Genomic DNA, 22,847 nt, shown 5'->3' with positions numbered 1-22,847 from the left:
TTTGGGGCGAAAAGCGTAGGATATGCATGGTAAAAATTTCCCCAGCATTGTGTACTTTGTGTGCAAGGAGTAGGTACTTATGGCAGAAACGCCGTTTCGCCCCGCAGGCAACCGCCACCACGTAGTTATTATCGGTGCCGGTTTTGGTGGACTGTTCGCAGCTCGTGAGCTCGCCGACGCAGATGTCGACGTCACGCTGATCAACCGCACGAACTACCACCTGTTTGCGCCCCTGCTGTACCAGGTGGCCACGGGTCTGCTTTCGAGTGGCGAGATCGCTACCTCGGTGCGCCAGATCCTGGCAGACCAGGACAACGTCACCGTTGTCCGCGCAAACGTCACCGACGTCAACGTCGAAGGTCAGACCGTGACCGCGAACGAGGGCGCATTTACCCGCACGTACGAGTACGATTCACTCGTCGTTGCCGCTGGCGCTGGCCAGTCCTACTTTGGCAACGACCACTTCGCCGAATTCGCTCCGGGACTGAAGACGGTCGACAACGCGCTCGAGATCCGCGCCCGCCTGCTCAGCGCATTCGAGCGCGCCGAGCTCGCGACGACCGAGCAGGAGCGCGAGGAGCTGCTCACCTTCGTCATCGTCGGCGCAGGCCCGACCGGCGTGGAGCTCGCTGGCCAGGTCGCCGAGATGGCCCACCGCTCGTTCAAGGGGCAGTTCAAGAACTTCGTGCCCTCGCAAGCCAAGGTCGTGCTTATCGACGGCATGCCCCAGGTCCTTCCGCCATTCGGCAAGCGACTGGGCAAGCGCGCCCAGCGCGAGCTTGAGCGCAAGGGCGTGACCGTGGTGCTCAACGCCCTGGTCTCGGACGTCGACGCCAATTCCGTGACGTACAAGGACACCAAGACCGACAAGGAAACGACGCTGCGCGCAGCCACCAAGATTTGGTCTGCCGGCGTCCAGGCCTCCCCGCTGGGCAAGCAGATTGCCGAGCAGGTCGGCGTCGAAGCCGAACGCAATGGCAAGGTCCCGGTCAACGAGGACCTCACCGTGGGCGCTACCGACAATGTCTTTATCGTCGGCGACATGATGAGCCGCGATCGCCTGCCGGGCGTCGCCCAGGTGGCGATCCAGTCCGGCGAGTACGTCGGCCGCATTATTAAGGAGCAGGTCGAACATGGCGTCGCGCAAGCAGACCGCGATGCCTTTGCATACTTCGACAAGGGCTCGATGGCGATCGTGTCCCGTTTCAACGCCGTGGTCAAGATGGGCAAGGTCGAAGTCACCGGCTTCCTCGGCTGGCTCATGTGGCTGGCTGTGCACGTATCCTTCCTGGTCGGCGGCCGAAACCGGCTTGTCTCCCTGTACACCTGGACGCTCAACGCGCTAACTCCGAAGCGCTACAACCTCGCCACTACCCTGCAGCAGCTGCACGGACGCAACTCTTTGAACAAGCTGCGCGAGAAGGCTGGCGACGACGGACTCGAGGAAGTCCGCGACACCAACGGCGAAAACTAACCCCGTACTACCCCCGCGTTACTCCCCCTCGGGGAGGCGCGTTGTTTGGCCCGGTCGTTTTGACCGGGCCTTTTGCGACGTTTGGGGGCAAATGTCGCCCAGTGCGCGACATCACACCGTGCCGGAGATGCAATCCGCAATGGTCTTACCTTATGATGGTGCTAACGATGGCGCGCTTCAAATCATCGGCTGAAGTTGCACGCTTCAGTGGCGGATGTTGAACGGGAACCTGGGAGAGAGTTAGCGCGACCATCATCGAAGATCCTCGAGATGTAAAGGATAGATTTTCAACGTGACTGCTACTACCGCTGCATCGCAGACCAACGCATGGGATGGCTTCAAGGAAGGCCCGTGGACCGAGCAGGTCGACGTCCGCGACTTCGTCCAGCGCAACTACACCCCCTACGACGGCGACGCTTCGTTCCTCGCCGGCCCGACGGAAAAGACGCTGCGCGTCTGGGACACGCTGGACAAGAACTACCTCGCTGTTGAGCGCGAGCGCCGCGTCTACGACGTCGACACCGAAACCCCGGCTGACATCGACGCCTTCCCCGCCGGCTATATCTGCGAAGACGACAACGTCATTGTCGGCCTGCAGACCGACGTGCCGACCAAGCGCGCCATGATGCCGAACGGCGGCTGGCGCATGGTCGAGCAGGCCATCAAGGAGGCCGGCAAGGAAGTCAACGAAGACGTGAAGAAGGTCTTCACCCGGTACCGCAAGACCCACAACGACGCCGTCTTCGATATCTACACCCCCCGCATCCGCGCGGCTCGTTCTTCCCACATCGTGACCGGCCTGCCTGACGCATACGGCCGCGGCCGCATCATCGGCGACTACCGCCGCGTTGCACTCTACGGTGTGGACAAGCTCATCGAGGAAAAAGTGGCCGCCAAGGACGCCTCCCTGGAGAAGGGTTTCTCCGAGCACTGGGCACGCTACCGCGAGGAGCATGCCGAGCAGATCAAGGCGCTCAAGAAGCTGAAGGCGATGGCTGCCGACTACGGCTTCGATATCTCCGGCCCGGCCACCAACGCACACGAGGCTGTACAGTGGACCTACTTCGGCTACCTGGCCTCTGTCAAGAGCCAGGACGGTGCTGCCATGTCGATTGGCCGCCTCTCCCCCTTCTTCGACATCTACTTCGAGCGCGACCTGGCAAACGGCACGCTCACCGAGGAAGAGGCACAGGAGATCATCGACGCCCTCGTGATCAAGCTGCGCATCGTCCGCTTCCTGCGCACCGAGGACTACGACCAGATCTTCTCCGGCGACCCGTACTGGGCAACCTGGTCCGATGCTGGCTTCTCCACCGATGGCCGCCACCAGGTCACCAAGACCGCATTCCGTCTGCTGCAGACGCTGCGCAACCTGGGCCCGGCTCCGGAGCCGAACATCACCATCTTCTGGGACCCGGCACTGCCCGACGGCTACAAGGAATTCTGCGCCGCGATCTCTATCGAGACTTCCTCGATCCAGTACGAGTCTGACAAGCAGATCCGCGACCAGTGGGGCGACGACGCCGCGATTGCCTGCTGCGTGTCCCCGATGCCCGTTGGCAAGCAGATGCAGTTCTTCGGCGCCCGCGTGAACGCTGCGAAGGCCCTGCTCTACGCCATCAACGGCGGCCGTGACGAGGTCACCGGCAAGCAGGTCACCGAGGGACACACCCCGATCACCGGCGACGGCCCGCTGGACTTCGACGAGGTCTGGGCAAAGTACGAGGAGATGCTTGACTGGGTCGTCGGCACCTACGTCGAGGCCCTGAACATCATCCACTACTGCCACGACAAGTACGCCTACGAGTCCATCGAGATGGCCCTGCACGACTCTGAAATCGTGCGCACCATGGGCTGCGGCATCGCTGGCCTGTCGATCGTGGCCGACTCCCTGTCCGCGATCAAGTACGGCAAGGTCACCCCGGTCCGCGACGAGAGCGGCCTGGTGGTCGACTACATCACCGAAGGTGAGTTCCCGTTCTACGGCAACGACGACGACCGCGCCGACGACATCGCCGCGACCGTGGTGCACACCGTGATGCAGAAAATCAAGTCGATCCCGATGTACCGCGATGCGATCCCGACCCAGTCGGTGCTCACCATCACCTCCAACGTTGTCTACGGCAAGGCCACCGGCTCCTTCCCCTCCGGGCACCAGGCCGGTACCCCGTTCGCACCGGGCGCAAACCCGGAGAACGGTGCCGATAACCACGGTATGGTGGCGTCCATGCTCTCGGTTGGCAAGCTCGACTACAACGACGCGCTTGACGGCATCTCGCTGACCAACACGATCACCCCCTCCGGCCTCGGCCGCAACAAGGAGGAGCAGGTGGCCAACCTGGTTGGCGTGCTGGACGCAGGCTTCATCATGGAGCACGCGGACTCCGAGATTCACCCCGCATAGCGTGGCGAATACGAATACCCCACTCAACACTTCCAGAAAGGAATCCATCATGGCTACCCACACTTTTGAAGATCGTCTCAACTCGATGAAGGCCAACCGCTCCGCAAACAACATGGACTCTGGCCTCTACCACGCAAACATCAACGTCCTGGACCAGAACACCCTGGAGGACGCGATGGAGCACCCGGAGAACTACCCGAACCTCACCGTTCGCGTCTCCGGCTACGCGGTGAACTTTGTCAAGCTCACCAAGGAGCAGCAGCGCGACGTCATCTCGCGCACCTTCCACCGCGGCGCATAAGCGAGGCGCACACATTTGAAACAACGCCCCACTGTTCGTCTCTGGCAGAGGCGGGCGGTGGGGCGCTCGTCGATAAGCATTTGAGCCTAGGAGGCAGCCAATGGCGCAAGATGGAACAACAGGCATAGTTACGCTCGAACCTCAGCAGGGTGAGCGGGTGAGAGGCGTGGCCGCCGGCCTCGGCGGTACCGCGGACGCTGATCTCGAAATCACCCGCCCCGAACTGCTCGAAGCCCGCCGCACAGGCGACGTTGGACTCGTGCACTCGTGGGAGCTGGTCACCGCAGTCGACGGCCCCGGCACACGCATGACCATCTTCTTGTCCGGCTGCCCCCTGCGCTGCGTGTACTGCCACAACCCGGACACGATGGAGATGAAAGAGGGCACCCTCGAATCCGTCGAATCGGTGGCCAAGCGCGTCACGCGCTACCGCAGCATCTTCAAGGCTTCCGGCGGTGGTCTTACGTTGTCAGGCGGCGAACCGCTGTTCCAGATTGCGTTCACACGCCGCCTACTCAAGCTGGTGCACGATGCGGGCATTCACACCTGCATCGACACCTCCGGCTACCTCGGAGCGCGACTGACCGACGAGGACCTGGAGAACATCGACCTCGTGCTCCTGGACGTCAAGTCCGGCGACGAAGACACCTACAACGCAGTGACGAAGCGCGAGCTCGCGCCCACCATTGCGTTCGGTGACCGGCTCAACAAGATCGGCAAGCCGGTGTGGGTCCGCTTCGTCGTGGTGCCGGGCTACACGGACTCCGAAGAGAACGTGAACAACGTCGCCGACATCGTCGCTCGCTGGGCCGACAACGTTGAACGCGTGGAGGTACTGCCCTTCCACAACATGGGCGCCGACAAGTGGAAGCGGATCGGCCTGCCCTACGAGCTCGAGGACGTCAGCCCTCCGTCCCCGGAGCGGGTTGAACAGGTTCGCGAGGTCTTCCGCTCCCGCGGCCTGCAAGTCTTCTAGGCCGCTGCACACCGCGCCCTTCCCGTGGGTTCGCACCCGGCGGGAGGGCGTAGTATTTTCTCAGGGCTTTGCCCGCTGGTTTTCGCGTCACATGAAGGGAGGCATGCATGCCGCCTCGGATCCCCATGCCACGTCCACGGCCGAAGAAGAACTTCGCACCCGTTGCACCCCACGTCCCGGTGCCAATCGAGCGATCGATCGACTTCTGCCGCATCTTTGTCGACGGTAAACGCCAGCCCGGAAACGTACGCGTCGCCCACGCGCTCGAACGCGTTGAAGCACACGACAACGCCTTCGTCTGGCTCTCGCTCAAGGAGCCGACGAACACGCAGATGGAACGGATTGCGGAACTGTTCAACCTGCACGACCTCATCGTCGACGATGTCATCGACGCCCACCAGCGCCCCAAAGTCGAGCGCTACGATGACCAGCTCTTCCTCGTCATCCGCACCGTGTACTACCGCGACGACGAGGAGGTCGACGACTCGCGCGAAATCATTTCCACCGGCGAGATTCAGATCGTCGTCGGCCCGAACTTCGCCATCACGATCCGCCACCACGCTCCCCTACCGGACCTCACCGCACAGCTCGAGGAGGACGAAGAGCTGGCGATTCTCGGCCCGGCCGCAGTGGCCTGGAAGATCGCTGACTACGCGGTGGACAACCACCTGCGCGTCGCCAGCGAGCTCGCGACCGACGTCGACGAGCTGGAAAACGAGGTATTCACCCCACGCCGCGACATCAACATCGACAAGATCTACATGTACAAGCGTGAGGTGCTGGAGATGCGCCACGCGATCGACCCGCTCGTACCGGCGCTGAAAAACGCCCTGGTCGCGCACAAAGACCTGCTGCGCAAAACGCTGCGCTCGTACTTCCGCGACGTCATGGACAACGCCACGATTGCCAGCGATCACCTTTTCGGCTTCGACGAGCGGCTCTCCTCGCTACTCGACGCCTCCGTGGCGAAAGTCAGCATGCAGCAGAACTCGGACATGCGCACGATTTCCGCGGTCGTCGGCATGGCCGCAGCGCCCACGATGATTGCGGGTATCTACGGCATGAACTTCGAAAACATGCCGGAGCTCGGCTGGTCGTACGGATACCCGGTCGTGCTCTTCGTCATGTTCGCGTCGATGGCGCTGATGTACTGGTGGTTCCGGCGTAACCATTGGCTTTAGGTGGCGTCGAGAAGCATCAGCTTCAGGTTCGTCACAGCGACGAGCCGCTCGCCCGCGCGCTGCTCAACGCGCCACAGGTGCGTGCGCTTGCCCGCGTGCACGGGGACTGCCTCCGCCTCGATGCGGCCTTCGGCGACGCTGCCGAGCAAGTCGGTGTAGTTGCTCATGCCCACAGCGGGCCGGCCGGCCGCGGCGATCGCCGCAATCGAGCCGAGCGTTTCGCCTATCGACGCATATACGCCCCCGTTGACCACCCCAGTGACCTGCAGCAACTGCGGCCCAACCTCGACGTAGCCCGTGCAGCCCGACGCCGCGCACGCGGTGGTGACGAGCCCGATGTGGGCGCCGAAGCCGCCGCGCAGGTCGTTGAGGGCGCGGAGTTCGGCGTCGTCGAGCGGCGTATCGAGCACTTCCCTGGCAAAACGGCTGGGCAACCCGGCCTGTCTTTTCGCATGTGGAGTCATGGCCACACTCTAGCGCGGCTGACCGCTACCGACGCGTAGAATCGGCGGCATGACTGAAGCATCTCCTGCGTACGGAACCGCCGATATCGGCGTCGTTGGCATGGCCGTGATGGGCTCCAACCTCGCCCGCAATTTCGCCTCGAAGGGCCACACGGTGGCCATTTTTAACCGCTCCCCGGAAAAGACCCGCCAGGTTATCGCAGAGCACGGCGAGGAGGGCTCGTTCGTCCCCGCCGAGACGATCGAGGATTTCGTCGCCTCGCTGAAGCGTCCGCGCAAGGCTATCATTATGGTGCAGGCAGGAGCGGCGACGGACGCGGTGATCGACCAGCTCGCGACCGCGATGGACGACGGCGACATCATCATCGATGGCGGCAACGCCTTGTTCACCGACACCATTCGCCGCGAGAAGGAGGTCGCGGCGCGCGGCCGCCACTTCGTTGGCGCCGGCATTTCCGGCGGCGAGGAAGGCGCGCTGCGCGGCCCGTCGATCATGCCGGGCGGGCCGAAGGAATCCTGGGAGACGCTCGGGCCGCTGCTCGAGGACATTTCCGCGAAGGTCGACGGCGTACCGTGCGTGACCCACATCGGCCCGGACGGCGCCGGCCACTTTGTCAAGATGGTGCACAACGGCATCGAATACGCCGACATGCAGGTCATCGGCGAGGCCTACCACCTGCTTCGTTACGGCGCAGGCATCGCGCCCGCAGAGCTCGCGGAAATCTTCAGTACCTGGAACGAGGGTGACCTCGACTCCTACCTCATCGAGATCACTGCCGAGGTCCTGCGCCAGACGGACGCGAAGACGGGCAAACCGTTCATCGACGTCATCCTCGACGCCGCCGGGCAAAAGGGCACCGGTCGCTGGACGGTGAAGGAGGCACTCGACCTGGGCGTGCCCGTCACCGGTATTGGTGAGGCGGTGTTTGCGCGCGCGCTGTCGTCGGCAATCGCCCAGCGCGAGGCGGCGCAGCAGGCTGGGCTACCGGCCGGCGAGGTGACAACGCTCGACGAGCTCGGCATCGATCGCGAGGCGTTCGTCGAGGACGTGCGCCGCGCGCTCTACGCCTCGAAGCTCGTCGCCTACGCGCAGGGCTTCGACGAGATCAACGCGGGCTCGCAGGAGTACGGCTGGGACCTTGAGCCGGGGGCGCTGGCTCGCATTTGGCGCGGCGGTTGCATCATTCGTGCGAAGTTCCTCAACCGCATCACCGAAGCCTATGAGAAGGACCCGCAGCTGCCATCCCTGCTGCTCGACCCCTACTTCAAGCAGGAGCTTGAGGGCGGGCTTATCGACGCCTGGCGCCGCGTTGTCATCACCGCCACCCAGCTCGGGCTCCCGGTGCCGGTCTTCGCGTCCTCGCTCTCCTACTACGATTCGCTGCGCTCCAAGCGGCTTCCGGCTGCGCTCATCCAGGGGCAGCGCGATTTCTTCGGCGCGCACACCTACAAGCGCGTCGACATGGACGGCACCTTCCACACCACCTGGTCTGGCAAGCGCGAAGAGATCGACGCGTAACGCAAGCGCTCTCACCCCGGTGGTCCTGTTGCTGGGGTGTGTGCGAGTCGGGCGTGTCGGCGTGCGGGGTCGGTGTGGCGTGTGCCACTGGGTAAGAGGTAGCCTTTGGGGCTTTGCCACATGATTTGTCCGCCGACGCGTTGCATCCGCCCGCGTTTCGGCCGCCCGTTTTGCCGATTGTGATAGGTGCACAACCAGCACATATTCCCAATCTCGGTCGCCCCACCTTTCGACCACTCCTTGATGTGGTGCGCCTCGGAAAACTCCGCCGGCTGGTTGCACCCCGGCCACGCACACGTGGTGCCATCCGCGCTCATCAACGCGCGCAACTCACCGTTTGCGTGGCGCTCAAGGCGCACCGGGTAGAGGTTCACCGGCCCATCCGTGGCGGAGATCAAAGCGATATAGCCCGAGGCGTGCAGCTTCCGGTTGACCAACTGCGCACCAGTAAGCCACTCACCATTAGTCAGTTGTACTTCGATCTCCCCGTCGCCGCGCATGCGCCACTGGGCGAAGTCGCCGATGTCCATGTTCAGCACCGTGGTCAACGCAGCGTCCCCACCCGTGCTGCGGGTGTTGTTGAGCCAGGCTTGCGGGTCGTTGTTGGCAGCCCGGTAGACCGGCAGCACATCCGTGGTGCGCCCGGTGATGTGCACCGTCGACCAGCCCTTGTCGTGGAAGGTCACCGAGGCCTTCGGTACGCGCGGGGCTGCAGGTTTGAGTTGCTTTTTCAGCGCTTTCGCCCGGTTGATCACGCGGCGCATGTCGCCTTGGGTTTCGCATAAGGTTTGGCGGTAGTGCCACCGGTCTGTGTCCGAGTCCAGTGAGCGTGAGGAGCGTGCGATGTAGGCCAGGGTGTCGAGGCGGTGCTGGTTTTCGCGTGCTGCGGCCACACACGCCGCCTGGGCCGCTTTGTTGCGCACCGGGCCGAAGAACACTGCAGCGGCACCACAGAGTTGTTCGGCGCGGTCTGGGTCCATGCCGCGGGCAACGAGTTCGTCGACGCTTGCCGAGGCCGCGTCGGCAACGATGGCGATGCCGGCGCGGTCCTGTGCGATCAATGCGTCTACGAGTGTCATGGCACCCACGATAACCACCCGTGAGCTGCGAAAACAAGCGTGTGTGAGAAGTATTGCACTTTCAGCCCAAAACGGAACCGACAGCGCAAAACGTGCGTCTAATAAGGGTTTCGGGGTTTTTGCGCGGTAGACTCGTGGCAATGACACCGTCAACCACGTTTGCTGACCTCGGGCTACCAACCCCCGTGGTCACCGTCTTATCCAAGCAGGGAATCGAGCACCCCTTCCCCATCCAAGAAGCGGCGATTCCCGACGCACTTGCCGGCCGCGACGTCCTTGGTCGCGGCCCCACCGGCTCCGGAAAGACCTTCACCTTCGGGCTTCCAATGCTCGTCCGCCTCGGCGGCGCCCCATCGCGGCCCGGCCGCCCGCGCGGGCTGGTGCTCGCACCCACCCGCGAGCTTGCGGCACAGATCCGCGAGCGCCTGGACGACCCCGCCGCCGCGCTCGGACTCCGCGTGCTCGAGGTCGTTGGCGGAGTAAACATCAATACCCAGATCCGTTCGCTCGCCGCCCCCGTCGATGTGCTCGTCGCCACCCCTGGCCGCGCGCAAGACCTCATCAACCAGGGAAAACTCTCGCTTGCAGCGGTCGAGGTCACCGCACTCGACGAAGCCGACCAGATGGCCGACATGGGCTTTCTTCCACAGGTCCGCAAGCTTCTCGACGCCACGCCGCCCAACACCCAGCGCCTCCTCTTTTCTGCCACGCTCGACGGAGACGTGCAAAAGCTCATCGACCGCTACATGCACAACCCGGTCACGCACTCGACCGCGCCCGTCGAGGCAGCAGTCGACACGATGGAGCACGTGCGTTTGCTCGTCGGCAGCCGCGAGCAGCGCAACACAATCGTCGCGCAAATCGCGGCGCGCGAGGGCAAAACCATCATGTTCATGCGCACGAAGCACGGGGTCGATCGCCAGGTGAAGAAGCTGCGCCGCGCGGGCATCAACGCGCAAGGCCTGCACGGTGACAAGGGCCAGGGGGCGCGGACCCGTGCGATTGAGGGTTTTGCCGACGGGTCGACGCCGGTGCTCGTAGCCACCGACATCGCCGCCCGCGGGATCGATATCAACGACGTCTCGCTTGTCGTGCACGTCGACCCGCCCGCAGAGCACAAGGCCTACCTGCACCGCGCCGGCCGCACCGCCCGAGCTGGCACTTCAGGTACAGTGGTCACTCTCGTTATGGATGAGCAGCGTGGAGACGTCGATAAGCTTTTGCGCAAGGCGGGCGTCGACGCCCGCGAGGTCCACGTCGAGCCACTGTCCGAAAGCCTCAGGACAATCACCGGGGCACGCGAGCCGAAGGGCGCGCCGCTTCCGCCGCCGGGGCAGCCGGTGCGGAGGGCGAGTGGGCGTCGGAAAGCACAGCACACACGAAGGAGACATAGGCGCTAACTGCAATGGACATACTCATATCCATCCTCTCGCTCGTGGGATTCATCCTGCTGACAGCCTCAACGGGACTGTTCGTGGCGATTGAATTCGCAATGACGGGGCTCGAGCGCTCCACTATCGACGCCCACGTGCGGGAGAAGGGCGATAAGCGCGCCAAGGCGGTCGCCCGCGATCACGCAAACCTTTCCTTTACGCTTTCCGGCGCGCAGCTCGGCATCACGCTGACGACGCTCGCCTCAGGATTTCTCGCCGAGCCCGTGCTGGGAAAGTACTTCGCTCCCCTGCTCGAGCTGGTCGGGTTGAACGCCCAGGCTTCCGGCGCAGTCGCGTTGATCCTCGCGCTGGCGGTGGCGACATTCCTCTCCATGGTGTTCGGCGAGCTGGTGCCGAAGAATATGGCGATTACGAATCCGCTTGCCACGGCGCGGTTCGTGGTGCCCCCGGTCAACGCGTTTAACCAGGTCTTTAAGGGATTCATCAACGGGTTGAACCGTTCGGCGAACTTCATCGTGCGAAAGCTCGGCATGGAACCCGCCGACGAGCTCGCCTCCGCGCGCTCCGGCCAGGAGCTTACCGCGATGGTGCGCAGCTCGGCCCAGGCCGGCGGGTTGGACGCGGATACCGCGGCGGTGATTGACCGCTCCCTGCAGTTCGGGGAGACCACCGCGGAAGAGGTGATGACGCCTCGCTCGACGATCAACGCTCTCGACGCCGAGGACACCGTCGCCGACTTGATTGCGTTTGCCCGCGAGACCGGGCACTCTCGCTTCCCCGTGCGCCGCGGCGACTTGGACGACACGATCGGCGTAGTGCACATCAAGGACGCGTTCTCGGTGGATAAGTCCGAGCGCGCAACGACCAAGTTGGCGGGCCTCGCGAAGGCTGTACCCTTCGTGCCTGGCACGCTCGACGGCGACTCGGTGCTCAATCGCGTGCGTTCGGCGGGCTCGCAGGTCGTGCTTGTCGCAGATGAGTTCGGCGGCACGCAAGGGCTGGTCACTATCGAGGATGTCGTCGAGGAAATCCTGGGCGAGGTCTACGACGAGTACGATGACGCGGAGCAAGAGCGAGACTTCCAGCGCTTCGGCACCTCGTGGGAGGTCTCCGGGCTCGCGCGGCTTGACGACGTCGCGTCGATGACCGGCTACACCGCCCCGGAGGGTCCTTACGAAACCCTGGGCGGGCTGATCATGGCGACGCTGGGCCGGATCCCGCGGGCCGGCGACACGGTGGTGCTGCCGAACGCGGCGGCGAACTTCCACGAGGAGTTTGAAGCCGGCGGCGCCGGTAAGTGGAGCGGCCACGTCTCCGCGATGGATGATCGCCGCGTCGATCGCGTCGTGCTGAGTCCGGTCTCGCCGGAGGAAGCCGAGCGGATCGCCGCGCAGGTACAGGCCGAGCGCCAGGGAGGTGAGCGGGCATGAGTATTTGGCTTGCCATTGTCTTGATCATCGTGTTGCTCGCGCTCAACGCCTTCTTCGTTGGCGCGGAGTTCGCGCTGGTGTCCTCACGCCGCGACCGGCTGGAGAACCTGCTGGCACAGGGCAAGAAGGACGCCAAGGGGGTTCTCGAAGCCACAGAGCACCTTTCGATTTACCTGGCGGGCGCCCAGTTCGGTATCACGATCGCTTCCCTGGTGCTGGGTAAGGTTGCCGAGCCAGCGATTGCGCATTACATCGAAATGCCCTTCAAGGGTTTGGGGTTGCCGGAGAACCTCCTGCACCCGGTGTCCTTCGCAATCGCGCTCTGCATCATTTCCTACCTGCACATCTTGCTTGGCGAGATGGTGCCAAAGAACATCGCAATCGCGGGCCCGGAATCGACCGCGATGTGGCTGACCGGCCCGATGACGGTGTGGATGAAGCTGACACGCCCGATCATCGAGTTTTTGAACTGGGTTGCACGCAAGACCCTCGCGGCCTTTGGCATCGTGCAGCGTGACGAGCTGGAATCTACAGTCGACCAGGAGCAGCTGGCCAGCATGATTCAGGAGTCCCGCGAGGAAGGGCTCTTGGATGCCGAGGAAACCGCCCGCCTGGCCAAGGCGCTGCGCTCGGATTCTCGCAACCTCAAGGAGGTCATGATCCGCCTGCCGGACGTGAAGACCATTGCACTCCCGCCGGAGGGGATCCGCCTGTCCACTGTGGAACGTGCGGTGCGCGAGACCGGCTATTCCCGCTTCCCGGTCGAGTCCGCCCCGGGCGTGTTCGTTGGCTATTTGCACGTCAAGGACATCTTGGACCTGATGGAGTCTGCGGATACGGACCCGCTTGTGCCAAGGTCGAAGATCCGCCCGCTGAGCAGCGTCGACGGGGCGCAGTCGCTCGACGACGCCCTGACTTCCCTCCACCGCCGCTCCGCCCACATGGCGCAGGTCCGCGACGGCGGGATCGTCGTCGGTGTGGTCGCCTTGGAGGATGTCATCGAGGAGTACGTCGGCACCGTCGCCGACTGGACCCACGAGGACGACTAGCGTGGCCGAGCATCTTGCACCCGCGCAGTACCGCGCAGCGATGGCGGCGCACGAGGCCCGCGCCAATACGTGGGTGTCCCCCACCTTGACCGCCGGGCGCGCGGGCAGCACCACCCTGTGTGGGACTTCCTCTTCGACTACTACTGGCTGCGCCCCACCCACCTGCGGCGCTGGCACCCGGGGCTGGGCCGCGTGCTTGACGACGCTGCCAACACGCCCCATGCCGCATCGCGCGACTACCGCGTCGTGTGCACCCAGGGTGGCGGCGCGACCGTCGAGTTCGACGCCGCTGCGTTTGTCGACCGCCACGGGGTGGCGATGGAGGAGATTCGGGAGCTGCTGCGTGGCGTCGGCAAGCGTGATGCCCATTTCGACTGCTTTGGATTGCACGAGTGGGCAATGGTCTACCGCACAGACGAACCGCGCCACGACTTGCCACTGCGGCTGGGCCGCGCCGGGACCGACGCGGTGGTGGAATCGCACCAGCTCAAGTGCACGCACTACGACGCCTTCCGGTTCTTCACCCCACCCGCTCGGCCCCTGAACCTCACGGTGCTCACGCGCGAAAAGCAGGCCGACAACGATCGTGCGGGGTGTGTGCACGTTGCGATGGATCTGTACAAATGGGCCACCAAGCTCGGTCCCGCCGTGCCTGGAGAGCTGCTGCTCGACACCTTTGCGCTGGCTCGGCAGGCCAGGAAGCTCGATATGGAAGCCTCCCCCTACGACTGCCGCGAGCTCGGTTTCGGCGTCGTGCCGATTGAAACGCCGGAAGGCAAGGCAGAGTACGTGCGCAGGCAGCGGGAGATTGCCGACGCCGCCGAGCCCTTGCGGCTTCGGCTTGTCGCGATCCTCGATGCGCTGTTAGACGGATAAGATGGCGGCAGAAGTTTTTTGCATCTCCGGCGCGTAAGGCGGTTGACATGGCACGGCACTCCAACGGGAAAAACAATTACACGCTGTCTGGAGGTGCCATCGCGGTACTCGTGGCGCTATTGCTTGTCCTCGCCCTGGTGCTGTGGCTCATTTTCGGCCGCAGCGACGGCGCGGAGCAGGCAAAGGGCGGCGAATGCGTCTCCGGCGATCTCGAGCTGCCGGTCGCTGCTTCCGATCAGGGCGTGGGCCAGAAGGTCGTCGACGCCTACGCCGAGTCGGCACCAGTCGTCCGCGACTACTGCGTGAAGCCCAAGCTGGTAGACAACGTTGCGGACGCGGCGGTGTACGTCGCGCCGGACACGCCGCTGACGCACAAGACCATCGAGGCTGCCAAGCGCACCGCTGCCGTATCCGACCCAGAGACCGTGGCGACACAAGCCGTCGGCGTCGCTGGTGAGAAGGCAATCGATGCCGCAGAGATCGACCTCGGCGCGGTCCGCTTCCCCGCTGGCGAACAACCCTCGGCTTCAGCCGTGGTCGCAGCCAAACTGACAGGCGAAAACAAGGATCGCGCAGTCGAGGCGCTCACGCAGCAGCGCGTCGAATCGCTTGCCGACTTTGAGAAAACGCCGGACACGTTCGTCGCCACCGCGGAGGACGCCACCCCCGAAGGGCTCGTCTTCAGCCCCGTCGATGCCTCCGTGCAGTACGCCGCGATCCCCTTGAACGCGAGCGAGGGCATCGACGAGAATCAGTCGCGCGCCGGGCAGGATTTTGCACGTGCGCAATCGCAGGACGACGCCGAGGCGCAGCCGGCTATCGACGACGCCGTCTGGGCCGCCGCATTCGGCTCCGGCGCCGCCGCGAACGACACTGCCACGAGCGGCACCGCCGCGGAAGAATCCAAGGCACAGGAGGCACCGCAGGAACAGCAGGCCGCGGCGCATGCCGAGCACACGCTATTCCTGCTCGACACTTCGGATGCCATGGCGCCGTTCCTCCAGCCGGCGAAGGACGCCATCGGCGAGGCCGCAAGTGCTGTCGCCGCGGAGGAAAAGATGGTGGGCCTGTGGAACTATTCCTCGCCGCTGAACGAGGGGGTCACCCGCGGCTACCGAGTCAATGTCGCGCTTACCCCTTCCGCGGAAGAGGTTGACGTGGCGGTGCACCGCTTTCTCACCGGCGGTGTTCCGCAAACCCGCGAGGCCCTTACCGCAGCTGCGTCCGCGTCCACCGGGGGCGAGGATCCAGTCCGGATTGTGCTGGTGACGACCGGTACCGCAGACGCGGGCGAGGACGCAGACGGTGCCGCCTTCGCTGATTCCTTGCAGCAGTACTTGGACCAGGGTGTCGAGGTTGCCGTTGTCCATGTCGGCGATGCGGCGCCCGACGCTGGCGTGGAGCGCGTCGCCGCCACGCACGCCAAGGCAAGCGGCCCGGAGCAGCTACCGGAGGCGCTCGCGACCGCGACCGGCACCAAGTAAGAAGACGGAAAACGTCCTCCGCGTACACCACGCGGAGGACGTTTTCTCTGTGGGAGTAGGCGCTCGCCTAGGAGGACTTGCGACGACGACGGGCGGCGAGCTCGTCGATGCCGGTCACTTCGGCGGTCGGCGCGTCGTCGTGAAGCACGCGCTCGGAGGGGAACGCCGAGATGGTGCCGGTGAGCTCCTTCATAATCTGCGGGACGGCGATGCCGAAGACGCCCTGACCACCGCCGAGCAGGTCGATGATCTCTTCGTTACTGCGGCACTCGTAGACGGTGGTGCCGTCGGAGACGAGCGTGATCTCTGCGATGTCGTTGACGCCGCGGTCGCGCAGCTTGTCCACTGCCAGGCGAATGTTCTGGAGGGAGATGCCGGTGTCGAGCAGGCGCTTGACAATTTTCAGCACGAGGATGTCTTTAAAGGAGTAGAGACGCTGCGAGCCGGAGCCCTTGGCACCTCGGATGGAGGGACGCACGAGCTCGGTGCGTGCCCAGTAGTCCAGCTGGCGGTAGGTGATGCCGGCGACCTGGCAGGCGATCGGGACACGGTAGCCAACTTCGTCGCTGGGGCCGAGGTCAAAGAGCGATTCCTGGACGGCGGCATCGAGTGCGGGCTGCGCGTCGAGTTCCGGGGTGTTCGTAGTCACGTAATTACTCCCATGGTGTTTGGCTGAAAGTGCCGTTGTGCTTATTAAATGTCAAGCATAGGCACTTGGTCAACCTTTGCACGCGCAACACGCCGAACACTAACCCTCAACTTCACGTTGAGAGTTCTTTCACCCCATCTTTCTCACTGGCCACAAAAGAAACAGTAGCTATATCTAAGCGCAGCTCCCCTACCCCCATACGCGGGCAAACAAAAACGCCGCCGAGCCCAGACAACGGGTCGGCGGCGCGAAAAGCGAGCTAGTTGCCCAGCCTCCTGCGCAACTGATTTTTCACCAGCGACGCGTGCAACGACACAATCAGTGCCGACATCTGCTGGCCGGTCTCCTCCGCCAGCTGCTGCGCAGTCTCTTTGCCCGATTTCGCGATGGGCTCGGCCACCTGCGCGATAAGGTCGACCTGGCGGTCCGCCGTGGTGCGCAGCGTCTTCAGGTGGCGGATGTCCACGCCGAAGTCGCCGAGGGCCAGCGCGGTGGTCACCACGCTCACATCGTCCGCGGTGAAGTACCCGGCCCGATCGGGACTGATCAGGCCCGTCTTGATCAGCTGCGCAACGGTGGCTTGGTCCGTGTTGGCCTGCTCAGCGACTTCTGTGTCGCTCAACTTGGTGTCCACGGTCGCACGGAAGTTGTCCGCAGAGACGATCGGTTCGGCGTCGGCCCCGCTCATAATGGCGGTGACCTGTCCGGAATCCATGGCCTCGAGCTGCTCGCGGATCACCTTCAACGGCAGGTAATTGTCGCGCTGCGTGATGAGAATGTAGCGCAGGCGCTCCACGTCATCGTCGGTAAAGCGGCGGTAGCCGGAGGCTGTGCGCTGCGGAGTGATCAGCCCCTCGGACTCGAGAAAGCGAATCTTCGACAGGCTCACGTCCGGGAATTCCTCGCGGAGGCGTTCAAGAACCACGCCGATGGACATGGTCTTGGCTTTCCCCTTCGGGGACTGGCCAGCCGCTTTCAGCGGCGAGGTGCTACGGAGTGCGCTCACTAGTGGTGGATCTTTCGTTACTACGTCGCGCGCCTGCGCCCGGCATCGAAGCTGGACGAAAGCGCGGTGTGGACAGGTGGGAGCCTACTTCTCGTCGGCGATAAAGACCAGACGGAACTTGCCGATCTGGATCTCGTCGCCGGTCGACAGCGATTGCGAATTGCGGGGCTCGCGGTTGACGTAGGTCCCGTTCAGCGAGCCCACGTCGACGACTTCGAAGGAATCCTCGGTGCGCCGGAATTCCGCGTGGCGACGGGACACCGTGACATCGTCCAGGAAGATGTCGGCCTCCGGGTGACGCCCAGCCGTCGTGGAGTCTTGGTCCAGCAGGAAGCGAGCGCCAGCGTTCGGGCCGCGCTTAACAACCAGCAGTGCCGCACCTTCGGGGAGATTTTCTGCGCCGGTGATGCCGTCCTTCGAGGCAGAGGCACCGTTTTCCATCTCCTTCAGCAGGTCCGCGCGGAACACCGAGGTGGTTTCCACCTGGTGCTGCGGGTTACCGGTGTTTTCGCTCATCACTTACTCCTGACTTTGTGTGATACCGACGTGGTGCGGCCGCGTTGGCCCCACGTCGATGTCGAGGTTTTCAGTTAGCTGTCTGTCATACTACCGACTCGCGCCGGTTCTGTGGGCCTTTGCCACCACTCACTCACCAAGTTCGCAGGTAGCGCTTCCCGACGACGCAGACCCTACCGAAAGATATTGCCGATCCCAGAGATCACGCTGTTGCCCGAACCTGCAAGCGGGTTATCGGAGACCATGTAGGTCCAAGTCGCGCTTGGTCGCTTCCAGCCGGCGTCGGCGAGGTGGGCGCCATCGGCGTCGATAAGCACGTGCTCGAAGGTGTCGACTGCCTGGTCAACGGCACGATTCGCGAGCTCCTTGAACTCGCGGACGGCGATGCGGTGGTACTCGGTGATCGGGGTTTCGCGGGCGATGGCGCGCAGGTGGATGGATTCGCGCACGTCGTCCATAAGCGCGAGGTATTCCGACCACTCAGCATCGAGGTGGAAGAGCATGATCTCGCGAGCCGCCTGTTCGCGCATTGCTTGGTCCAAGCCGGCGAGCTCTGCGGCGCGTTGGGGGCTGCGCTCGGCGAGCTCGCACCAGGCCGCGTCCGTGTCGAGCAGGGCCGCGCGGCGAGCATCCAGGATCTTGCGGTGGTCCGCGAGCAGCTTGTTGTACTTCCAGGTCTGGGAGTGGATCTCCAGCAGCTGGCCTTCAGTGACGCGCTGGCAGTGCTCCACGAATTGCTGGATCCGGTTGGACTCGATCTTTCCGTCCGCGCCCGGGTGCGCGGTGACCTGCTCGTCGGCCCCACCGGTAGTGACAATGTCGTCTTCCAAGGAGACGAAGAACAGGCTCAACCCTGGATCGCCCTGCCGGCCGGCGCGGCCGCGCAGCTGGTTGTCCAAGCGGGCCGAGCGGTGCCGGGCCGTGCCGATGACCGCGAGCCCGCCCAGGGAGGCGACTTCATCGTGATCGGCCTCGTCCGCGCCGCCGAGCCGGATATCGGTACCACGCCCTGCCATCTGGGTCGACACGGTCACGCGCCCCAGGTCGCCGGCCTCCGCGATGATGCGGGCCTCCTCCGCGTCGTTCTTCGCGTTGAGCACGTTCACCGCCACGCCGCGGGCCTCGAGCGCCTCGGCGAGTGCCTCCGACTCCGCCACGTCGTGCGTTCCCACCAAAACGGGCTGGCGGTTGGAGTGCAGCAACACGACCTCTTCGACGATCGCGCGGTTCTTCTCCTCCATCGTGGCGTAGATGCGGTCGGCCTCGTCGAAGCGCTGCAGCTCGCTCGCCCGGTCGATCACCGAGACGTGCAGGTCGTAGAAGGAACGCAGCTGGTCGGTTGCTTCCACCGCGGTACCGGTCATCCCGCAGACCGTCGGGTAGCGCTGCATCAGCGCCTGCAGCGTAATGGAGTCCAGGATCCGGCCACCTTCAGAGACTTTCAGGCCCTCCTTTGCCTCCACCGCGGCTTGCAGCCCGTCCGGCCAGCGCTGCAGCTCGGCCACTCGCCCACGGGAGGCGTCGACGAGTGCAACCTTGCCGTCGTCAACGATGTAGTGCACGTCCCTGATCAAGAGCGCTTTCGCATGCAGAGCGAGGTTGACGCGTACGAGCGTCGTGCCGATGTGCCCATCGCCGTAGAGCGAGTCGATCCCCAGCAGCTGCTCCACACGCTGGGCACCCTCGTCGGTGAGGAAGACGTTTCGCCCCTCGGCGTCGATGGTGTAGTCCTTGCCCTCGACGAGGTGGGACACCGCCTCGGTGATCTGCCCGGTCGCCTGCTCGCTGCCCTCTGAGCCGGCGAGGACGAGCGGGACCAGCGCTTCGTCGACAAGCACGCTGTCAGCCTCGTCCACCAGGGCGACGTCGGCGGGCAACTGGACCGTCTGGTCCCGCGAGGTGATCTGGTTATCGCGGAGGTGGTCGAAGCCGATCTCGGTGACGGGCGCGTAGATAATGTCGGCGCGGTAGGCCGCCACCCGCTCCTCTCGGTTGTTGGCTTCGGTCACCGCCGCGACGCTGAGACCGAAGAACTCAACGAGCGGGCGCATCCACTCCGCGTCGCGCCCGGCCAGATAATTATTCACAGTAATCACGTGGACACGCTTGCCGGTCAGGGCGAAGCCGGTCGCCGCCATTGCGCCCACGAGGGTCTTGCCCTCGCCGGTTGCCATCTGGATCACGTCGCCCTCGAGCAGCCGCAGGACCGCCTGGTTCTGCACGTCGAAAGGCCGCATGCCGAGTGTGCGCTGCGAGGCGATCGTCAACACGGCCAGGAAGCGCGACTTGTCCTTGATTGCGCCGTCGGCGACGGTGGCGCGGATGGCGGCGGCCAGCGCGGCGTCGTCAAGCTGCTCGAGCTCAGGGAGCAACTCGTAGGCTGCGGCAACGATGCCCTTGGATTTCTTGTTGTTGCGCTCTGCAGTCGAGCCCATCGCCTTCCAGAACCAGTCGAATGCGCCCATGCGCAGGGCCGTCCTTCCTCATCCCTTTTCACGGTGCTGCAATCGTGCAGCAAAGATCAATGTTTAAAGTTTAAGCACCGCGCGCCGCTGCCCGCACTCGCCCACCGAGTCGTGTGCGGCCCGGCCTGTTGTTGCGAGTTTCTTTGTGCTTTAGATTGTATTGCAGCCCGCGCGCACGCTTGGCGCGCTACGCTCCGTGACCACCTGTGAACTCAGCATAAAACTCAGCATTAAAGGGAACACCCGCGCTATGAAGTCTCTGAACCTGAAGGTCCCCTCGTCAACGGGTCTTACGCTCGCCGCCACCATGGATCGCCCCGACGGGCCGGCGAAGGCCTACGCAATCTTCGCGCACTGCTTTGCCGGTTCGCGCCATACCCCTGGCGCGTCCCGCATCTCGAAGCGCCTGACCGAGCATGGCATCGCCACGCTGCGCTTCGATTTTCCCGGGCTGGGCCAATCCGAGGGCGACTTTGCGCAGACCTCGTTTAGCCAGAACGTCGACGATATCGTCGCGGTTGCGCAGTGGATGGAGAAGCACTTTACGGCCCCGCAGCTGATCATGGGGCACTCGCTTGGTGGCGCAGCAGTGCTGAAGGCGGCGACCCGGCCGGAGTTGAAGAAGATGCTGAAGATGGTGGCCACCGTCGGCGCGCCTTTCGATCCCGCGCATTCCGTGCTGCACTACGCCGACAAGATCGGCGAGGCGGATACGAACGGCTCGGTCCACGTCACCCTGGGCGGCCGTGAGCTGGTTATCTCGCGCCACTTCTTGGAGGATCTCGCGGAGACGAACCCGGAGGAGTACCTGGGTAAGGTGCGCAAGCCGCTGCTCGTGGTCCACTCGCCTATCGACGTCACCGTGGGCATCGATAACGCGCAAACCATCTTCCAGCTCACCCGCTACCCCAAGTCGCTCATGGCGCTAGACAAAGCCGATCACCTGCTCACTCGCCAGGGCACCGCGCAGCGCGCCGCCGACATCATCGGGTCCTGGGCCCAGCAGTACATTGTGCCGGAGTTCACCCCGGAGCCCACGGGCGATTCCAACGCGATCTCCTACTCGGCCCGCGGCACGAAGTACGGGGATGTGGTGCGCACCTCAGGCCGCGAAATCACCACCGACCGTGCGAAGAACGCCGGCGGCAAGGGCCAGGGTGTGACCTCGACGGGGCTGTTCATGTCGGCGCTCGCCGTCTCGTGCTCGCAGGCAATCAGGATTGCCGCCAAGGGCATGCCGCTTGACGACGTCCGCGTGGAAGTCACCCACGACGCAGACACCACCTTCACCCGCCACATCACTCTTTACGGGGACCTGACGGACGAGCAGGTGGAGACCCTGCGCGCCGCCGGTGCTGCCTCCACCGTGGACGGCTACGTTGCCGCAGGTGACATCACCACGACGGTGGACACCGCCACCGTCGAGCAGCGCCGCGAGCGCGACAGGCAGCGTTAACCATGGTGGCTCGCGATATTTCTGTGTGTCCGTGCGGTACGGGCACACCCTACGCTGCCTGCTGCGGGGCCTACCATCGTGGCGCGAAAGCGCTGACGGCCGAGGCGCTCATGCGCTCGCGCTACTCCGCCTTCGTTCGCGGCTTGCCCGAGTACCTTCACACCACGTGGTCTGCGCAGACCCGACCGAGGGTGTCAGAGTTGCCGTCGACCGGCATGCCGTTTACGCGCCTGAAGATCCTGCGCACGCAAGGCGGCGGCCCCTTCGATGCGGAAGGGATTGTGGAGTTCGCCGCCTACTCGCCTACCGGCGTGCAGCACGAGGTATCGCGTTTCATCCGCGAGGACGGCGCGTGGGTCTACCTCGATGGCGACGTCCGCTCACCGCTTCGGGCAGATTGACCTGCCGGTTTCCCTTTTCTGCTCACAGTGATGTAATCTGACCGAGTTACCGCAGACGCGGCGACGGACGGGCTGTGGCGCAGTTTGGTAGCGCACCACACTGGGGGTGTGGGGGTCGCAGGTTCAAATCCTGTCAGTCCGACATTGTGCGAGGATCTTCGGCACTACCGCCGAGGATCCTCGCTTTTCGCTGTCTACTCGCAGGGGAACGTCGCACAACCCTCTGAGCATAGGTTTGCCGACAGTTTTTTGACCAAAACCTCGGTACGCTCGGAAGTCCATCTCCCAATATGCATGGAGGTAGTGATACCCATGACCACAGCGAACAACGAAAAGAAGCACACCAACCACCTCGCGACCGGCGTTGGCGTCGGCGTCGTCCTTGGCGTCGCACTCGGCCTGAGCATCACCCAATTGAGTCTGCCCCTCGGTATCGCCCTCGGCATCATTCTCGGCGCCGCCGTCGGTTACGTCTACGACCAGCAAGAAAAGAAGAAGCGCGGCAGTGCGTAAACGCGCTTAGTCCACATCTAACGGAGCTCCCCTCTCAGCGGCGATGGGCCGCGAGGGGAGCTCCGTTTTACGCATGCGCGGCTGGTGCGCTTTGTTCACGTCCCATTAACGGAGGCGGAGACGATGAGTCTGCGGCCGCGGATTGGAAGCACAGCTCCGGTTGGAGTGTTGGAGTCTGCGGCCGCGGGCTGGGAGCAGATCGGGCGATAA

Annotated in this window: 19 protein-coding genes, 1 tRNA gene and 1 pseudogene; 15 read left to right on the top strand and 6 right to left on the bottom strand. The window is 64.2% G+C overall.

Annotated features, from left to right (window positions below; all coding sequences use genetic code 11):
• The first annotated feature begins 79 nt into the window (after nucleotides 1–79).
• From M3G14_RS05730 to M3G14_RS05710, 5 genes are all read left to right on the top strand, one after another.
• Nucleotides 80–1,474, top strand: a complete 1,395-nt coding sequence (locus tag M3G14_RS05730; RefSeq protein ID WP_259925382.1) for an NAD(P)/FAD-dependent oxidoreductase — start codon at nucleotides 80–82, stop codon at nucleotides 1,472–1,474.
• Between the two features lie 292 nt (nucleotides 1,475–1,766).
• Nucleotides 1,767–3,878 carry a pyruvate formate lyase family protein gene (locus M3G14_RS05725; protein ID WP_259925381.1) on the top strand — a complete coding sequence of 704 codons (2,112 nt, stop codon included), beginning with the start codon at nucleotides 1,767–1,769 and terminating at the stop codon, nucleotides 3,876–3,878.
• A 49-nt stretch (nucleotides 3,879–3,927) separates the two neighbouring features.
• Nucleotides 3,928–4,179, top strand: a complete 252-nt coding sequence (grcA2, locus tag M3G14_RS05720; protein WP_259925380.1) for an autonomous glycyl radical cofactor GrcA2 — start codon at nucleotides 3,928–3,930, stop codon at nucleotides 4,177–4,179.
• A 100-nt stretch (nucleotides 4,180–4,279) separates the two neighbouring features.
• Nucleotides 4,280–5,155, top strand: a complete 876-nt coding sequence (pflA, locus tag M3G14_RS05715) for a pyruvate formate-lyase-activating protein (RefSeq protein ID WP_259925379.1) — start codon at nucleotides 4,280–4,282, stop codon at nucleotides 5,153–5,155.
• 107 nt (nucleotides 5,156–5,262) lie between these two features.
• Nucleotides 5,263–6,336 carry a magnesium and cobalt transport protein CorA gene (locus M3G14_RS05710; RefSeq protein WP_259925375.1) on the top strand — a complete coding sequence of 358 codons (1,074 nt, stop codon included), beginning with the start codon at nucleotides 5,263–5,265 and terminating at the stop codon, nucleotides 6,334–6,336.
• Here M3G14_RS05710 and M3G14_RS05705 read toward each other — a convergent pair.
• Nucleotides 6,333–6,800: a PaaI family thioesterase gene (locus M3G14_RS05705; RefSeq protein WP_259925372.1), complete on the bottom strand. Its 468-nt coding sequence runs from the start codon at nucleotides 6,798–6,800 to the stop codon at nucleotides 6,333–6,335. The two genes, M3G14_RS05710 and M3G14_RS05705, sit on opposite strands and share 4 nt — an antisense overlap.
• A gap of 49 nt (nucleotides 6,801–6,849) precedes the next feature.
• Here M3G14_RS05705 and gndA point away from each other — a divergent pair, with 49 nt between their 5' ends.
• Nucleotides 6,850–8,319: an NADP-dependent phosphogluconate dehydrogenase gene (gene gndA / locus M3G14_RS05700; protein WP_259925371.1), complete on the top strand. Its 1,470-nt coding sequence runs from the start codon at nucleotides 6,850–6,852 to the stop codon at nucleotides 8,317–8,319.
• Between the two features lie 11 nt (nucleotides 8,320–8,330).
• On the opposite strand, the gene M3G14_RS05695 is transcribed toward gndA, so the two are convergent.
• Nucleotides 8,331–9,398 (bottom strand): HNH endonuclease signature motif containing protein, encoded by a 1,068-nt coding sequence (locus tag M3G14_RS05695; RefSeq protein ID WP_259925370.1) that lies wholly within the window; start codon nucleotides 9,396–9,398, stop codon nucleotides 8,331–8,333.
• A gap of 140 nt (nucleotides 9,399–9,538) precedes the next feature.
• Between M3G14_RS05695 and M3G14_RS05690 the strand changes: the two genes are divergently transcribed.
• From M3G14_RS05690 to M3G14_RS05670, 5 genes and pseudogenes are all read left to right on the top strand, one after another.
• Nucleotides 9,539–10,798: a DEAD/DEAH box helicase gene (locus M3G14_RS05690; protein ID WP_259925368.1), complete on the top strand. Its 1,260-nt coding sequence runs from the start codon at nucleotides 9,539–9,541 to the stop codon at nucleotides 10,796–10,798.
• A 5-nt stretch (nucleotides 10,799–10,803) separates the two neighbouring features.
• Nucleotides 10,804–12,222 (top strand): hemolysin family protein, encoded by a 1,419-nt coding sequence (locus M3G14_RS05685; protein WP_259925366.1) that lies wholly within the window; start codon nucleotides 10,804–10,806, stop codon nucleotides 12,220–12,222.
• Entirely contained in the window at nucleotides 12,219–13,271 is a 1,053-nt protein-coding gene (locus M3G14_RS05680; RefSeq protein ID WP_259925365.1) for a hemolysin family protein, read from the top strand. The genes M3G14_RS05685 and M3G14_RS05680 overlap by 4 nt, the downstream gene beginning before the upstream one ends.
• 40 nt (nucleotides 13,272–13,311) lie before the next feature.
• Nucleotides 13,312–14,147 (top strand): annotated as a pseudogene (locus M3G14_RS05675) (3-methyladenine DNA glycosylase).
• A gap of 47 nt (nucleotides 14,148–14,194) precedes the next feature.
• Nucleotides 14,195–15,631 (top strand): hypothetical protein, encoded by a 1,437-nt coding sequence (locus M3G14_RS05670; protein WP_259925364.1) that lies wholly within the window; start codon nucleotides 14,195–14,197, stop codon nucleotides 15,629–15,631.
• A 67-nt stretch (nucleotides 15,632–15,698) separates the two neighbouring features.
• Here M3G14_RS05670 and M3G14_RS05665 read toward each other — a convergent pair whose 3' ends face one another.
• From M3G14_RS05665 to secA2, 4 genes are all read right to left on the bottom strand, one after another.
• Nucleotides 15,699–16,280, bottom strand: a complete 582-nt coding sequence (locus M3G14_RS05665; protein WP_259925363.1) for a MerR family transcriptional regulator — start codon at nucleotides 16,278–16,280, stop codon at nucleotides 15,699–15,701.
• A gap of 259 nt (nucleotides 16,281–16,539) precedes the next feature.
• Nucleotides 16,540–17,286: a MerR family transcriptional regulator gene (locus M3G14_RS05660; protein ID WP_259925362.1), complete on the bottom strand. Its 747-nt coding sequence runs from the start codon at nucleotides 17,284–17,286 to the stop codon at nucleotides 16,540–16,542.
• A gap of 84 nt (nucleotides 17,287–17,370) precedes the next feature.
• Nucleotides 17,371–17,802 carry an oxoglutarate dehydrogenase inhibitor Odhl gene (odhI, locus tag M3G14_RS05655; RefSeq protein WP_259925360.1) on the bottom strand — a complete coding sequence of 144 codons (432 nt, stop codon included), beginning with the start codon at nucleotides 17,800–17,802 and terminating at the stop codon, nucleotides 17,371–17,373.
• Nucleotides 17,803–17,975: 173 nt separating this feature from the next.
• Nucleotides 17,976–20,267 (bottom strand): accessory Sec system translocase SecA2, encoded by a 2,292-nt coding sequence (secA2, locus tag M3G14_RS05650; protein WP_259925358.1) that lies wholly within the window; start codon nucleotides 20,265–20,267, stop codon nucleotides 17,976–17,978.
• A 250-nt stretch (nucleotides 20,268–20,517) separates the two neighbouring features.
• Between secA2 and M3G14_RS05645 the strand changes: the two genes are divergently transcribed.
• The 4 genes from M3G14_RS05645 (at nucleotide 20,518) to M3G14_RS05630 (ending at nucleotide 22,637) form a co-directional block, all read left to right on the top strand.
• Nucleotides 20,518–21,723, top strand: coding sequence for an alpha/beta fold hydrolase (locus M3G14_RS05645; protein ID WP_259925356.1), 1,206 nt, complete (start codon nucleotides 20,518–20,520; stop codon nucleotides 21,721–21,723).
• A gap of 2 nt (nucleotides 21,724–21,725) precedes the next feature.
• The gene (locus tag M3G14_RS05640) at nucleotides 21,726–22,124 is read left to right on the top strand and encodes a YchJ family protein (RefSeq protein ID WP_259925355.1); all 399 of its coding nucleotides are present in this window, start codon (nucleotides 21,726–21,728) and stop codon (nucleotides 22,122–22,124) included.
• A 68-nt stretch (nucleotides 22,125–22,192) separates the two neighbouring features.
• Nucleotides 22,193–22,266 (top strand) — tRNA-Pro (locus M3G14_RS05635).
• A 170-nt stretch (nucleotides 22,267–22,436) separates the two neighbouring features.
• Nucleotides 22,437–22,637, top strand: a complete 201-nt coding sequence (locus M3G14_RS05630; RefSeq protein WP_259925350.1) for a hypothetical protein — start codon at nucleotides 22,437–22,439, stop codon at nucleotides 22,635–22,637.
• Nucleotides 22,638–22,847: the final 210 nt, after the last annotated feature.

The organism is Corynebacterium sp. p3-SID1056 (assembly GCF_025152525.1).
In the GTDB taxonomy this organism is placed as follows: Bacteria; Actinomycetota; Actinomycetes; order Mycobacteriales; family Mycobacteriaceae; genus Corynebacterium.
Note: the sequence above shows the minus strand (reverse complement) of the source record. Positions and strands in the feature narration are given on the sequence as shown.